The 12,969-nt window shown below is 69.7% G+C and carries 13 protein-coding genes and 1 pseudogene; 6 read left to right on the forward strand and 8 right to left on the reverse strand.

Annotated features, from left to right (window positions below; all coding sequences use genetic code 11):
* Positions 1 to 9 precede the first annotated feature (9 nt).
* Complete coding sequence (locus IE140_RS32920) at positions 10 to 996, forward strand: ABC transporter ATP-binding protein (RefSeq protein WP_150196164.1); 987 nt, start codon at positions 10 to 12, stop codon at positions 994 to 996.
* Positions 997 to 1,098: 102 nt separating this feature from the next.
* Positions 1,099 to 1,815: a DUF1707 SHOCT-like domain-containing protein gene (locus IE140_RS32925; RefSeq protein WP_093438242.1), complete on the forward strand. Its 717-nt coding sequence runs from the start codon at positions 1,099 to 1,101 to the stop codon at positions 1,813 to 1,815.
* Between the two features lie 36 nt (positions 1,816 to 1,851).
* On the opposite strand, the gene IE140_RS32930 is transcribed toward IE140_RS32925, so the two are convergent.
* Positions 1,852 to 3,099 (reverse strand): SGNH/GDSL hydrolase family protein, encoded by a 1,248-nt coding sequence (locus IE140_RS32930; RefSeq protein ID WP_093438245.1) that lies wholly within the window; start codon positions 3,097 to 3,099, stop codon positions 1,852 to 1,854.
* 97 nt (positions 3,100 to 3,196) lie between these two features.
* On the opposite strand from IE140_RS32930, the gene IE140_RS32935 reads away from it, so the two are divergent.
* Complete coding sequence (locus IE140_RS32935; protein ID WP_150196155.1) at positions 3,197 to 4,690, forward strand: DUF445 domain-containing protein; 1,494 nt, start codon at positions 3,197 to 3,199, stop codon at positions 4,688 to 4,690.
* Between the two features lie 294 nt (positions 4,691 to 4,984).
* Here the strand turns inward: IE140_RS32935 and IE140_RS32940 are convergent, their stop codons facing one another.
* A complete protein-coding gene (locus tag IE140_RS32940; protein WP_150196156.1) occupies positions 4,985 to 5,455 on the reverse strand; it encodes a hypothetical protein in 471 nt (156 codons plus the stop codon).
* 446 nt (positions 5,456 to 5,901) lie between these two features.
* Here IE140_RS32940 and IE140_RS32945 point away from each other — a divergent pair, with 446 nt between their 5' ends.
* On the forward strand, positions 5,902 to 6,471 hold the full coding sequence (locus IE140_RS32945; RefSeq protein ID WP_373296212.1) for a hypothetical protein: 570 nt from the start codon (positions 5,902 to 5,904) through the stop codon (positions 6,469 to 6,471).
* 58 nt (positions 6,472 to 6,529) lie between these two features.
* On the forward strand, positions 6,530 to 7,297 hold the full coding sequence (locus tag IE140_RS32950; protein ID WP_032774932.1) for a sulfite exporter TauE/SafE family protein: 768 nt from the start codon (positions 6,530 to 6,532) through the stop codon (positions 7,295 to 7,297).
* A 62-nt stretch (positions 7,298 to 7,359) separates the two neighbouring features.
* Here IE140_RS32950 and IE140_RS32955 read toward each other — a convergent pair whose 3' ends face one another.
* From IE140_RS32955 to IE140_RS32975, 6 genes and pseudogenes are all read right to left on the reverse strand, one after another.
* Positions 7,360 to 7,749 carry a GNAT family N-acetyltransferase gene (locus IE140_RS32955; RefSeq protein WP_150196158.1) on the reverse strand — a complete coding sequence of 130 codons (390 nt, stop codon included), beginning with the start codon at positions 7,747 to 7,749 and terminating at the stop codon, positions 7,360 to 7,362.
* A gap of 12 nt (positions 7,750 to 7,761) precedes the next feature.
* Positions 7,762 to 8,334 (reverse strand): S1 RNA-binding domain-containing protein, encoded by a 573-nt coding sequence (locus tag IE140_RS32960; RefSeq protein WP_109178685.1) that lies wholly within the window; start codon positions 8,332 to 8,334, stop codon positions 7,762 to 7,764.
* Between the two features lie 74 nt (positions 8,335 to 8,408).
* A pseudogene (locus IE140_RS36570) lies at positions 8,409 to 8,546 on the reverse strand (IS630 family transposase); the annotation flags it as partial.
* A gap of 86 nt (positions 8,547 to 8,632) precedes the next feature.
* The gene (locus IE140_RS32965; RefSeq protein WP_229827001.1) at positions 8,633 to 9,061 is read right to left on the reverse strand and encodes an Ig-like domain-containing protein; all 429 of its coding nucleotides are present in this window, start codon (positions 9,059 to 9,061) and stop codon (positions 8,633 to 8,635) included.
* Positions 9,062 to 9,251: 190 nt separating this feature from the next.
* Positions 9,252 to 9,806: a hypothetical protein gene (locus IE140_RS32970; RefSeq protein ID WP_150196162.1), complete on the reverse strand. Its 555-nt coding sequence runs from the start codon at positions 9,804 to 9,806 to the stop codon at positions 9,252 to 9,254.
* 1,377 nt (positions 9,807 to 11,183) lie between these two features.
* Entirely contained in the window at positions 11,184 to 12,110 is a 927-nt protein-coding gene (locus IE140_RS32975) for an endonuclease/exonuclease/phosphatase family protein (RefSeq protein WP_189460961.1), read from the reverse strand.
* Positions 12,111 to 12,354: 244 nt separating this feature from the next.
* Here IE140_RS32975 and IE140_RS32980 point away from each other — a divergent pair, with 244 nt between their 5' ends.
* Complete coding sequence (locus IE140_RS32980; protein ID WP_229827002.1) at positions 12,355 to 12,795, forward strand: hypothetical protein; 441 nt, start codon at positions 12,355 to 12,357, stop codon at positions 12,793 to 12,795.
* Positions 12,796 to 12,969: the final 174 nt, after the last annotated feature.

The following is a 12,969-nucleotide window of genomic DNA, read 5'->3' on the forward strand; positions in this document are numbered from 1 at the left end:
AGCACGGACATGGCGGACGACGGGTTCATCAGCCTCGACGGCGTCGAGAAGGTCTTCGAGGTCCGCCGCCGGGCGGGCCTGCTGCGCCGGGAGCGCCACGAGGTACGGGCCGTGGACGGGATCAGCTTCCGGGTCGCGCGCGGCGAGATGGTCGGCTACATCGGCCCGAACGGGGCCGGGAAGTCGACCACGATCAAGATGCTGACGGGCATCCTCACCCCGAGCGGCGGCCGGCTGCGCGTCGCGGGCATCGACCCCTCCCGCGAACGTACGCGCCTGGCGCACCGCATCGGTGTCGTCTTCGGCCAGCGGACGACCCTGTGGTGGGACCTGCCGCTGCGCGACTCTTACCGGCTGATGCACCGCATGTACCGCATCCCCGAACGGCGTTACCGGGAGAATCTGGACCGCTGTGTCGAACTCCTGGACCTGGAAAAGCTGTTGGAGGTCCCCGTACGGCAGCTCTCGCTCGGCCAGCGGATGCGCGGAGACATCGCGGCGGCGCTGCTGCACGACCCGGAGGTGCTGTACCTGGACGAGCCGACGATCGGTCTCGACGTCGTCTCCAAGGCCAAGGTGCGCCGGTTCCTGAAGGAGTTGAACGCCGAGCGGGGGACGACGGTCCTGCTGACGACGCACGACCTCACCGACATCGAGCAGTTGTGCGGCCGGGTGATGGTGATCGACCACGGCCGTCTGATGTACGACGGTTCGCTGACGGGCCTCCACGAGGTGGGGGAGAGCGAGCGCATGCTGGTGGTGGACCTGGAGAGCGAACTCCCGCCGATCCGGCTGGAGTCGGCGGACGGTGGCGGTCAACCCGCCGTGCGTGCCGTCAAGGTGGAGGGCCCGCGCCAGTGGCTGGCGTTCCCGGCTGCCGCGTCGGCGGCCCCGCTGGTGGCGCGGATCGCCGCGGACTACCCGCTGGTGGACCTGTCGGTACGGGAGCCGGACATCGAGGCCGTGATCGCGAGGATGTACGAGTCGACCCCGTGACGGGTGCTGTGGCGCGGCGCGCGCAGGTCGTGGGCCTGCGGGTCTGTGCCGGGAACGGGTGCGTTCAATAGGCTGCGCGGTATGACAAGTGAACGTCCGGAAATGCGCGCCTCCGATGCCGAGCGTGAGCGGATCGCGGAACTGCTGCGCGAGGCCGTGGCCGAGGGCCGACTGGATATGGACGAGTTCGACCAGCGCCTGGAGACGGCCTACAAGGCCCGTACGCACGGGGAGTTGGAGCCGCTGGTCCAGGACCTGCCGGCGCCGGGTTCGGCGCTCGCTCCGGTCGGTTCGTCCGCGCCCGCCTCGCTGGGGGGCTCGGCCGCGAACTGGCCCGCGCGGATCGGCGGCCCCGCGACCTCCACGGGCGGGTTCGCCCTCTGGGGCGGCTTCAACCGGAAGGGCCGCTGGACGGTGGCCCGGAAGTTCACCGCGTTCGCGATGTGGGGCGGCGGCGAGATCGATCTGCGCGAGGCGCACTTCGAGGACCGCGAGACCGTGATCCGCTGCTTCACGATCATGGGCGGCATCCATGTGACCGCGCCGCCGGAGCTCAACATGGAGGTCCGGGGCATCGGCATCATGGGCGGCTTCGGCGAGGGCTCCAACGAGGACGGCGAGATCGCCCCCGACTCCCCGCGGGTGCGGATCACCGGCTTCGCCCTGATGGGCGGCGTCGGCGTGGACCGCAAGCGGACGAAGGCGGAGCGCCGCCGCTTGAAGGAGGCGAAGGAGGCGGAGCTGGAGGCGCGCCGCCGCCGCGAGCTGGAGGGCCCGGACGACGGCGACGGCACCGGCGGCGGCCGCAAGAAGCTCTGAGGCCCTTCGGCTCGCCTCAACGGGTCGCAGCGCGAGTCACAGCGCGTCGGACCGGGGCGTGCGGGCCCGGTCCAGTGACTTCAGGTCCACCCGGTCGCCGAGCGCGCGGTACCCGTCGTCGTTGAGGTGCAGGTGGTCGCCGGAGTCGTACGAGGCGAGGAGCCGGTTCGGCGCGGCGGGGTCGCGTACCGCCGCGTCGAAGTCGACGTACGCGTCGAAGATCTTGCCCGCCCGGATCTGCTCGTTGACCGCGTGGCGGACGGCGTCGCGCTGGGGCGTCCAGGTGGCGAAGCCCTCGAACGGGGTGAGCGTCGCGCCGACGACCCGGAGACCGCGGGCGTGCGCCCGGTCGGTGAGGGCGCGCAGGCTGTCCACGATGCGCTGGGGGTCGGCCTCCTGCGGGTACTGCTGTACGTCGTTGATGCCGAGCGCGATGACGACGGTCCGGGCCCCGGCGACCCCCAGGACGTCCCGGTCGAGCCGGTCGGTGCCCGACTGTCCCCCGGTGCCGCGGCCGACGCCCACGATCCGGTTGCCCGCGATGCCCGCGTTGGCGACCCCGTACCGGCCGCCGAGCCGGTCGGCGAGGACGTCGGGCCAGCGGGCGTTGGCGTCGGTGGTGGAGCCGCTGCCCGCGGTCAGGGAGTCCCCGAGGGCGACGACCGCGCCGACCGCCTGCTCGCTGCGGACGTCAACGGCGGTCAGGTAGCGCCAGTTGCTGGTGGTGAAGGTGCCGCGGTCGTCGATCAGGAACGAGGTCTGGTGGGTGTAGCCGTGGAAGGTGACCGGCCCGCCGCCGCGCGGGGTGCGGAAGCTGACCTGGAGGTCGGAGTCGGGGGCCACGGGGACGACGACCGGGTCGCTGACGACCCGTCCGCCCGCGGGGACGGTGACGGTGGCGGCGTTCTTGAAGGTCACCGGCCGGGTGTTGACGGTGGCCTGGTCGACGACCAGGGGGGTCGTGCCGAAGAGGTTGGACAGCGTGATGCGGGCGGCGTCCCCGCCGATGCTGGTGTGCACGACGTTGCGGACGGTGCGCCCGGGGAGCCCGCCCTCGGTGCCCGCTTCGGCGCCGACGGGCGCGGCGGTCCAGGTGGCGATCCACGAGGGGCCGGAGGCGGCGGGGTCGACCGGGTTACGGGCCGCCGCCTGGGTCTCGGCGGGCGGGAGCGGTGCCGACCGGGGGCCGGAGAGCAGCGTCGTTGCGAAGGCGACGGCGGCGGCGAGCGCGGCGGTGCCCGCCACTAGGGCGATGAGCAGGGCATACCCCTGGCGCCTTGGCATGTGCGGTGGTTCTCCTTGTGATGATCGTGCTGGTCCCATGATGCGACAGGCCGTCGGGAACTCCACATGCGGCCCAGGAGTAGGGGAGGTAGGGACAATGCGTACGTCACGGGGGCGAGGCGTACGCGGACGGGTGGAGCGGATGGAACGGACCGGATCCGGCGAGCAGGGGCAGGACGGGGACGCGGTGCGAAAGGACGCGGCGCAGGGGCCGCAGGGCCCGGAGCGCTCGGCGCTGCCGCCGGGGCGATCGGAGCCGCCTTCGGGGCGATCGGCGCGGGAGCCGAGGGCGGGTGCGGGTGCGGGTGCGGGCGCGGGCCCGCTGGCCTCGTTCGCGTACACCGCCGCCGACGAGGAGAAGCAGCGCGGCGTACGGCGCATGAAACTCACGGCGACCGGCCTCCTTCTGCTCGTCGCGCTCATTTACGTCCTGGCCACCTGGGCGAAGAACTCAGGCGTGGGGGGCTGGCCGGGCTACGTCGCAGCGGCTGCCGAGGCGGGGATGGTGGGCGCGCTGGCGGACTGGTTCGCGGTGACGGCGCTCTTCCGCCGCCCGCTGGGTCTGCCCATTCCGCACACGGCCATCATTCCCACCAAGAAGGATCAGCTAGGACAGTCCCTCGGTTCCTTCGTTGGCGAGAACTTTCTCTCCGGAGACGTCATTCGTGACCGAATTCACGCTCTGGGGGTCGGCCGGCGGCTCGGTGTGTGGCTCGCGGAGCCGGCGCACGCGGACCGGGTCACCGCCGAGCTGGCGACGGCGCTGCGCGGTGCGCTGACGGTCCTTCGGGATTCCGACGTCCAGGCGGTGGTCGGCGAGGCGATCACCCGGCGGGCGGACGCGGTGGAGGTCGGCCCGGGCCTCGGCAAGATGCTGGAGAAGGTCGTCACGGACGGCGGCCACCGCAAGGTCGTCGACCTCATCTGCGTACGGGCGCACGACTGGCTGGTGGAGCACGGCGATTCGGTGATGAACGCGGTGCAGGGCGGGGCGCCCGGCTGGACGCCGAGGTTCGTGGACAAGCGAGTGGGGGAGCGGGTCTACAAGGAGCTGCTGCGGTTCGTCACGGAGATGCGGGACATGCCGGAGCACCCGGCGCGCGGCTCGATCGACACGTTCCTCACCGACTTCGCGGCCGACCTCCAGACCGACGCCGACACCCGGGCCCGGGTGGAGCGCCTGAAGTCGGAGATCCTGGGCCGGAGCGAGGTCCAGGACGTCATCGCCTCGGCCTGGTCCTCCGTCCGCACGATGATCCTCTCGGCGGCGGAGGACGAGCGCAGCGAACTGCGACTGCGGGCGCGCGCCTCGCTGATGTCGCTGGGCGCGAGGCTGGCGAGCGACGAACGGCTCCAGGGCAAGCTGGACGGCTGGCTGGAGGACGCGGCGGTGTACGTGGTGACGACGTACCGCGCGGAGATCACCTCGCTGATCAGCGAGACGGTCGCGGGCTGGGACGCGGACCAGACCTCGAAGAAGATCGAGGCGCACATCGGCCGCGACCTCCAGTTCATCCGGATCAACGGCACGGTGGTGGGCGCGCTGGCGGGCCTGGCGATCTACACGGTGTCGCACGCGCTGGGGGGCTGAGGGGACCTCGGGGCCCCGGGTGGCCTTCGGAGTCCCGCCGCTCCGGGTGCGTGCCCGTACGGTCCTGTCGAGTCCGGTACGGGTACGCACCCGGCCTACGCGGGGGAGTTGCCGGGGAGTACGGGCTCGGGGCGGCGGGCGTTCAACGCGGCGCCGGGTTTCTTTCGGTCAGCTGTCAGACCATGTCACGCGAGGGGCGGCCCGGGACACGGCGGCGACGCCCACCGCTTCTCCTGCCACACGGCCTGGGCGGGGCTGAAGCAGGAGTCGGATACGCGGGTGGCGTGCTCCCGGTCAGGCCTTGGTGTGGAACCAGCTGGTGCAGCCGTAACTCGTGGTGCCCCTCTTGATGCAGGCACGGAATTTGATTTTGGTGTTCTCCTTGAGATTCTTCGTCTTCTTGACCTTGGAGGGCGCCGGCTTCCCCTGGGTGTTGATGTTGATGATCGTCTTGCCGTCCGAGACCACCTGCCCCACGACGTAGTAGCCGTCACTCTCCTTGTCGGTGATGTACAGCGAGTCGCCGGTCCACGAGCCGATCAGCGGATCGGCGGCCCACGTGACCGCACCGATGTTGTGCGGGTGGTGGAACAGCTGGAAGCCGCGAGTGCCGTCCTCCTTCAGTTCCTTCTTGTAGCCGATTTCCTCCCAGGTGAGCTTGGGGGCTGCCTGCGCGGTGGGCGCCGACAGGATGGAGCCGGACAGGGCGAGACCGACAACAGCTGCGACAGCGGCTGTACGGCGGCGGGCGGTCGATCGCGGCATGATGTTCCTCTTCCACTGGGTGGGTGCTCCCCACCGGGCGGGCATTTCCCCACGGTGCCGGCGGTGCGATTTCGGAGCCTAGAGGCTGGCTCGCGTTCCACCACCATGATGGGATGTCCTGGGACGACCATGCCTGTGACCTGCGCTTTCACGACTGATGGTGAGACGCTGTGGGACGTAGGACGGGATATCGTCGGTCGTCGACCGCCTTTGCCGATCGAAGCCCCCGGCTGGTCCGGTCGGGCGTCCCGGACCGGGTCCGCGAGGACGGCTCAGGTGGTCTCGGCCCGCCGGGTGACGGCCCAGGAGGCGGCGGCCACGACGCCCGCGTGGACAACATGCAACATGCCTGCGGCGTACGGGGAGATGGCGCGATACCTGCGTGATCTCCATCAGTGATCCGAGAGCCGGGGTAAGGTCTGGACCCTTCGCACGAGGGGGGTCTCATGCTGTTCCGTAACGCTGCCCGTACCGGCGGTCACCATCCGGCGCGAACGGGGCTGCGCGCAGGCGTACTTGCCGTGGTCGCGGCTGCCGCGCTGGTGTCCTGCACCCAGGCATCGGGCGGCTACGGCCCCGACGTGGACGCCGCCCGGACCGTCAACTCCGTGGAGAACGCGGACCGCGCCGAGCGGGAGGCGGGCGAGGCGGCCGAGGCGGCCGAGGCGGGTGAGACTGACCCCACCGCTGCCCCCTCACCGGGCCCGGCCCTGGTCCGCGACGCCTTCGCGACGCTCCAGGCGACGCTGGACGACACCTGCACCCCGGGCGCGGGCGACTGTGCCTACTTCCTGGGCCGGGTGACCCGGGAACTCACCGAGCTGGACGAGTCGATGCGGGCGGACACCAAGGGGCCCGGCCACTTCAAGAAGCCGCTCGCCGACATGAAGGCCCTGTTCACCAAGTTGGGCGACGACCGCTCCGAGCCGCATCTGGAGAAGCACTTCTCCGAGATCGTCGGCACCCGTGACAGCGTCAACGCCTGGATGCAGGACCACCCCGACGACTACCGCTGACCGGGCCGGCCGGGGGCATCGGGGGGCATCGGGAACCGGGAATCGGGGACGGGGAAGCGTGGACCTGTACGAGGTGCTCGGCCTGCTCGCCGCCGCGACGGCGGCGGGCTGGGTCGACGCGGTGGTCGGGGGCGGCGGGGTCCTGCTCATACCCGTGCTCCTGCTGGCCTTTCCCACGTACTCGCCCGCGGTGGCGCTGGGCACCAACAAGATCGCGGCGGTCATGGGCACGGCGACCGCCGCGTACATGTACCAGCGCCGCACGAAGCTGGACCGGAAGGTCCTGCTGCCGGCCGCCGGACTCGCGGTCCCCTTCGGCGCACTCGGCGCTCTGTCGGCGTCGAGCGTCCCCACAAGCTATTTCCGGCCGGTCATCATGGGCCTGCTGATCTCGGTGGCGCTCTTCGTGGCCTTCCGGCCGAGTTTCGGGGTCCAGCAGAGGGACCTGGTCGTCACCCCGCGCCGCCGCACGGCGGCGATCCTCATCGCGGGCGTGGGCATCGGCTTCTACGACGGAGTGTTCGGACCCGGGGTCGGCACCTTCCTCATCATCTCCTTCACCACACTCCTCGCGACCCAGTTCCTGGAGAGCGCGGCCATGGCGAAGGTGATCAACGCCTCCTCCAACCTCGGGGCGCTCGCGGTCTTCGCCTGGCAGGGCAACGTGCTGTGGGCCCTCGGCCTGGGGATGGCCGTGGGGAACATCGCGGGAGCGATGATCGGCTCGCGTACGGCGATGAAGAGGGGGTCCGGATTCGTCAGGATCGTGCTGGTCCTCGTGGTCACCGGGATGGTGGCCAAGATGGGCTTCGACCAGTTCGCTTGACGGGTTCGGCGGGTTCGAAGGGTTCGCCCGGTTCGCCTGACGGGAGTCCGCCCGACCGGCACTTAGCCGGTGCCACCGTACGCACTTGGAAGGCAGGCTAGGTAGAACGCGTGCGTGGCCGGTGTGCGTGAGCCTGTTTGCAGCATTGCTTTGCAGCAGCCCGCGTTCCAGGCTGCTTGCAGCGTGCCGGCCATGATCTGCGTGCCCAGGCCTGTTCCCCGTAGGGCCTGATCAACGACGACGTCTTCGATGACCGCGTACGGTGACGCGGATCGCGTCAGGTTCGGGATCACGTTCAGGTACGTCGTGGCCACGATGGCTCCATCGACTTCCAGCACGAACAGGTGCAAGAAGGCCGACTCGAGAATCTGCGCGAAGACGGCTGTGTCGGACCGGTCGAGCAGAACGGGTTCTTCCGGCTGCAGTTGGCGGTATGGGCGCAGAATGCACAGTAAGGCAGCGCATCACACGTCGGCGGATGAGCCTTGGCGTCGGGAAAGGGCCAGCCGGCGTCGCTCTCGGTCAATCTCGGTGACGACCACCGTGATCTTGTCGCCGACCTGGACGACATCTGATGGAGTCTTCACAGCTGTCCAGGCGAGCTCTCGCAGGTGAACCAGTCCCTCGATTCCTTCGGCGACCTGGACGAAGACGCCGAACGGGATCAGCTTGGTGACCTGGCCAGGCAGTTTCTGCCCCACCGTGATGGTGTCAGCGAATATCAGAAAAGGGTCCGGCTGTGTGGCCTTCAAGGACAGTCTGGCCTCCAGGTTCCACGTGTCGAACTGGAGAAACTCGCATGAGAGGCGCTGTCCGACCTGCACGACATCGGAGGCTGCCTCGAAATGTCGCCAGGACAGTTCAGCGAAGGAGATGAACCCGACGCCGGGGAAGACCGGATGGTCGGGTCCGTCGTCCAGTGCCACGAACACACCGAACCGTTCGATCGCTGTGACGGTGCCGGAAAGCAACTCGCCGCGGTGCAGTGATTCCAGGAATGCCCAGAGTTCTGGGTTCTCGGACGGTCCACCCATCATGCTCCCAGCCTTTCACGAGGAGCCGTGCACGGGATGGGAAGTGTGCTCATGCTGCAGTCTTGAGGGGACGTCCCCCGGCTCCCGCCGGCCGAGGCCGGCAGCATCATCGCGCGTCGATAGAGCACCGAGCTGGTGCTGCCCCGGCGCACGATCTGCTGCTGCTTCTGCGCCTCCTGGTCGGTCAGTCTGCGCACACGGACAGGCTCGGCCACCGCACCCCCAGCGGTTGGAGACGAAGGCGCCCGTTGCTGCGGCCGCCAGTAGCTCTGTCACCAGGGCGAATAGGGGCGGGGATCGGTCAGGAAGCGGGCGCGGTGACGGTGATGCGGACGACGGCGGTGGCGGCGGGAACGTCCGTGCCCTTCACGCTGACCTCGTACGTCAGCTCGTCCTCGCCGACGTACCCGTCCCGCGCGGTGTACGTCACCGTGGCCGAGGACACCGACACGGAACCGTTGCTGGGCTCGGTGTCGATGGTCAGGGTCAGCTCGGCGGGGTCGTAGGCGGCGAGCAGGCCCGCCCGCTCGCCGCTCTCCAGGGTGACGGAGTCGTTGTCCAGGACGTCCACGTCCAGGCTGTCGCCCGCGGCCACGCGCTGCTGGTCGTCCATCAGCGCCAGTGTCCGTTCGACGGCGCCTTTCCCGCCCTGGTCGCCCGTGCCGCCGCCGTCGCTCCCGCACCCCGTCAGGGCGAGGGCGAGTGCACCCACTCCCACCGACATGCGCATCCGGAGGGCTCCGCGCAAGGACCGCCGTGCCTGCTTCCTCGTCTGCATGTGTTACCCCCAAGGCCGAACCAGGTGCTGAGTGCGGTGGAGCAGCCGATGTTCGCAGCGCGTACGGGCGCACATCAGGGGCATGCGGGAAGAGAAGCGGAATTGTGATGAGAGCGTGTACAAGGCGTGGAGGGTCGTGGTCTCATGCGGCAGGCCGTCGCCGTCCCAGCAACCGGCCCTGCGCCGCCTTCAGCGCGGTGAACCCCTCCCGCGCGTAGTCGGCGAGGTCCTGGCTCGGGAACGACACGACGGACTGATGCTGGTCGAACCGCCCCTGCTCCCATCGGGCGGCCGTGATCTCGTAACCGGACACGTGGGCGCACAGCTTGAGCAGGATCGGCGGCATCTCGGATTCACGCAGCAGATCGGCGTGGGTGACGACGAGGTCGCGCATGGTCCGGATGTTCGGCAGGAAGACGGTCGTCACCCACAGCCGCCACTCGGCGAGTTCCTCCTCGGTGGGCGGATCCTCGTGGTCGAAGGGGGAGCGCCCGTCGGGGCGGACGTTGCGCTGGGCGAAGGCTTCGAAGGCGCGGCTGTTGGCCTCGGTGATGGCGAACAAGGGGCCGTAGAAGTCGCTGAGTTGCCGGTTGACCCGTGCGAGCCGCTCGCTGCGCTGGGCGAGCCGCAGCCCGTTGAGGTAGGCCGCGACGTACCCGACGAAGGCGAGGGTGATGGTGACGACCAGAGCAGGCATGGAGGAATGCTACGGACGCCGACGTGGGGGTGGTTCGGCGAACAGATCTTCGATCTGGTGATGCGTCAGAACTGTGGGATACGGTGACGAGGTCATCACGCTCAGTGCGCGCCCGCGCGCAAGGGGCGGCCCCCGGAGGTGCGCGAACACCACCCGAGGGCCTACACCCCCAGTGGATAGGACCCACCAGAAATGCTGCGTTATGTTATCGCGCCCTCTTCGGGCTGGACGAAGGCCTCGAACACGGTCGTGCGCGACCGTCGGATCAACAGCAACGCCAAGATCCTCATCCTGTACGTCCAGGGCCTCCCGGACTCCGCCACGAACCGCCCGCTCGGCGAACTGGCGCTGAAGCTGGACATGAAGGGCCGCCCGTACCAGCAGGCCAAGAAGCAACTGGTGGAGCACGGTTACGTCCACGAATGGCGGGGCCAGCGCGAGGACGGGCTGTGGGCGACGGACCAGCTGTTCACGAACACACCGCTGACGCGTGCGGAGGCGAGGGCGGTCTGGACGAGGCTGGAGCAGGACGCGGGGCGCTCTCCGGGTGTGCGGTATCCGACGGTCGGTGAACCGACTCCTCGGTCGGTCGGTGGCTATCAACCCGAGGAAGACCACGGTGATAAGACCACTCCCCACCCACCCTCCGAAGCGGAGCGGGGGCGGGAGCGGGGGCGGGGGCGGGGGCGAGGGCGGGAGCGGGCAGCGGACCCGGATCCGGACCGGGGCCCGGACCCGGAGCGCGTGGAGCCGGAGCTCGTGGACCCGGACCCGGACCGGGACCCGGACCCCGTGGAGGCGGCGCCGGACCCTGAACCGGCGGCGGTCCCGGCCGAGCCGGCCCCGGCCGAGGCGGCCCCCGAGCCGGCCCCGGCCCCGCCCCCCACCAGCCAACTGGCCAAGGCCGAACGCCTGCTGCTGTCCCTGCGCCACACGCGCCGCGATCTGCTGCTGGGCGTCAGGGAGGCCCGGACGCTGGCGGTGGAGGCCGTGAAGTGGCTGGAGGGCGGCCTGCCGGAGGGGGACCTGCGCCAGGCGCTCCTGGCCGACCCGCCGGAGGGCGGGGTGCGCTCGGCGGTCGGCTTCCTGCGCCATCGCCTGATCCAGAAGTGCCCGGTGACCCCGCTGCCGGCTCCGCCTCCGCCGCCCCCGGTCAGGGAGTTGATGGCGTGCACGGGCCCGGGGGAGGAGCATGTCTTCCGCCCGCTGGCCGACGAGGCGGAGTGCGCGGACTGCCGCAGGGCGACGGCGTACGCGAGCTGGATGGTCGACACGGACGCGTACGAGTTCCCCGAGGACATGACCTGGCGGCAACGCGTGGCGGCCGTACAAAAGGCGGACGAGCTCCGGGCCGCCGGACGCTCACCCCGGGGCGACTCACTCCAGGGCGACGCGGGCGACGACGGGCAGATGGTCGCTTCCGGTGGCGGGCAGAGTACGGATGTGGCCCACGGTGGCGGAGCGGGCCATGACCTGGTCGATCCGGGCCACCGGAAAGGCGGCGGGGAAGCTGAAGGCGAACCCGCTTTCAGCGAAGCTCAGTTGTGAGGTGAGAGGCCTCAACCCCCGGTCTTCCACAACACCGTTCAGATCCCCGAGCAGAACGACCGCCTCGACGCTCTCGCCCGCGATGGCGCGCCCCAGCAACGAGGCGCTCTCGTCCCGCCGCTGGGACGCGAGCCCGCCCACCCCCACCCGGACGGACGGCAGATGGGCGACGTACGCGGCGACATCCCCGTACGGTGAGTGGACCACGGCCCGCACGCCACGACTCCACCCTTCCTCAATGCTCGGGGGCTTGATGTCCACCACCTGCTCACCGCTGAGCGGGTGTTTGGACCAGAGCCCGACGGTGCCCCGGACGACGTGATGCGGATAGTCGGCGGCGAGGCTCTTCTCGTACACCGCCACCTGCGGATCCACCAGCTCCTCCAGCGCGACGAGATCGGCCCCGGAGCCGATCAGCGCGCGGGCGGTCCCGGCGGGATCCCGGTTCTCGTCGCTGACGTTGTGCTGTACGACGACGAGCTCCCGCCCATCACCCTCCTCACCGGGCAGGAACAGCCCGCCGAAGGTGTCCACCCACACGCCCACCGGCAGCAGCAGGGCGACGAGGGCGACGGCGGACCGCCGAACAAGGGCGACGACCAGCAGAACGACGACGAGGACGCCGCCCCAGGGAAGAAAGGACTCGATCAGACTCCCGATCCGCCCGGGCCAGTTGGGAACAAGACGATGGAACCCCAGCACTCCGCCCAGAAGGACGGCAACCCCGGCGATCACCCACCCTCGCCGGTTCCCCATACCGGGCGCCACCGCCGTCTCCGCCGGCACTGCACCAGGTTCTGCCCGCTCCGCCATGCCGTCCCATCCGATCGATCCCGCTCCACAGGACGACCGACCAGGGCGAATGGGTTCCAGCCACGGACGATAGACCTGAATTTGATCTGAGCCGCGGAAGCCGGAGACGATGTCGTTTCGGCCCGAGGAGCTCCGGAACGGGACCACGGGAAACGGGGATATCAGGGGAAACGGGGAGAATCTTACGGTGGCATGGGACGAATGGGAGCAGATCAAAGCTGATGTCGCGGCGAATGGGCCGGCGACCATGCAGCTGAACCAGGCCCCTTCCGAGGGCGGAACCTCGGGCGACCTGAAGTCGAACAGGAAGACATGGGTGTGGGTCGGGGAGGGCGTTACCGGCCTCAAGGAGGGCGTCGGCAAGTCACTGACAAAACTGGCCGATGGACAGGCCGGGCTGGGTGACACGACCGGTTCCGTGAGCGCGGCGGCGCAGAAGGAGCTCTACGACTCCTGGAAGAAGTACGTGAGCGATGTGCGTGGCCGCTGTGGAACGTTGGGCGGGCTTCTGCAGAAGGTGGGCCATGACCTGTCGAAGACCGACGAGGAAGCCTTGGCGGACCTGAAGAAACTCCAGGTGAAATACGAGGACACCAAGCCCGTCGGCGGCGAGTCGAAGGAGAAGTGAGTCAGGTCATGGACCTTGCGACGCTCAAGTCATTCAAACCGTCGGAGTGAACCGCTCCGGGTCTGATGGAGGCTCGATTCCTTGAGAGGATCGAGTCATGGCACGTCCGTCCCCTTACCCTCCCGAGCTTCGCGAGCGCGCGGTGCGCATGGTTGCGGAGATCCGTCCGAACTA

Source organism: Streptomyces parvus (assembly GCF_014648875.1).
Taxonomy (GTDB): Bacteria; Actinomycetota; Actinomycetes; order Streptomycetales; family Streptomycetaceae; genus Streptomyces; species Streptomyces parvus.

Bases quoted from the DNA above. Each gene is read 5' to 3' on its own strand.
- IE140_RS32920 (WP_150196164.1), top strand. From the start codon at position 10: ATGGCGGACGACGGGTTCATCAGCCTCGACGGCGTCGAGAAGGTCTTC.
- IE140_RS32925 (WP_093438242.1), top strand. From the start codon at position 1,099: ATGCGCGCCTCCGATGCCGAGCGTGAGCGGATCGCGGAACTGCTGCGC.
- IE140_RS32930 (WP_093438245.1), bottom strand. From the start codon at position 3,099: ATGCCAAGGCGCCAGGGGTATGCCCTGCTCATCGCCCTAGTGGCGGGC.
- IE140_RS32935 (WP_150196155.1), top strand. From the start codon at position 3,197: ATGCGTACGTCACGGGGGCGAGGCGTACGCGGACGGGTGGAGCGGATG.
- IE140_RS32940 (WP_150196156.1), bottom strand. From the start codon at position 5,455: ATGCCGCGATCGACCGCCCGCCGCCGTACAGCCGCTGTCGCAGCTGTT.
- IE140_RS32945 (WP_373296212.1), top strand. From the start codon at position 5,902: ATGCTGTTCCGTAACGCTGCCCGTACCGGCGGTCACCATCCGGCGCGA.
- IE140_RS32960 (WP_109178685.1), bottom strand. From the start codon at position 8,334: ATGATGGGTGGACCGTCCGAGAACCCAGAACTCTGGGCATTCCTGGAA.
- IE140_RS32965 (WP_229827001.1), bottom strand. From the start codon at position 9,061: ATGCGCATGTCGGTGGGAGTGGGTGCACTCGCCCTCGCCCTGACGGGG.
- IE140_RS32970 (WP_150196162.1), bottom strand. From the start codon at position 9,806: ATGCCTGCTCTGGTCGTCACCATCACCCTCGCCTTCGTCGGGTACGTC.
- IE140_RS32975 (WP_189460961.1), bottom strand. From the start codon at position 12,110: ATGGGGAACCGGCGAGGGTGGGTGATCGCCGGGGTTGCCGTCCTTCTG.